General features: G+C 32.5%; 1 protein-coding gene. It reads left to right on the top strand.

Annotation, left to right across the window (positions count from 1 at the left end; all coding sequences use genetic code 11):
• Positions 1–342, top strand: a 342-nt coding sequence (locus RCF13_RS15440; protein WP_308141325.1) for a hypothetical protein, incomplete at both ends; no start/stop codon positions are given.

The raw sequence follows: 342 nt of genomic DNA, 5'->3' as shown, positions 1-342 counted from the left end.
GTGAAGGAATCGAAGCATATCTTAGCGACGATAAAGAGAATGTTATAAATAGACTTTTAGAAATCGGAGATAGTTTTGGTAGACCACTTAGTAAATTGGGAGATGGTGTTCAATACTCCTTCAATGTATTTCTTAATATACTTGAATTGCTTGTCCATTTGAAGACAACTAAGAAGGATGAGGAGTTTAATAATATGTTAATTGAGGATGAGGAGGGAGATAAATACTTACCAGTACTTCTTGCACTTGATGAAATTGAAATACATCAACACCCTTACAGACAACGAACAATTATTAAAGAAATTCGAAAAATCATGAGAAATGAGAATGATGAATTTGTTG

Source organism: Stenotrophomonas maltophilia group sp. RNC7, from assembly GCF_030910085.1.
GTDB classification, from domain to species: domain Bacteria; phylum Pseudomonadota; class Gammaproteobacteria; order Xanthomonadales; family Xanthomonadaceae; genus Stenotrophomonas; species Stenotrophomonas sepilia.
This window is presented reverse-complemented; position numbering and strand designations above follow the sequence as displayed.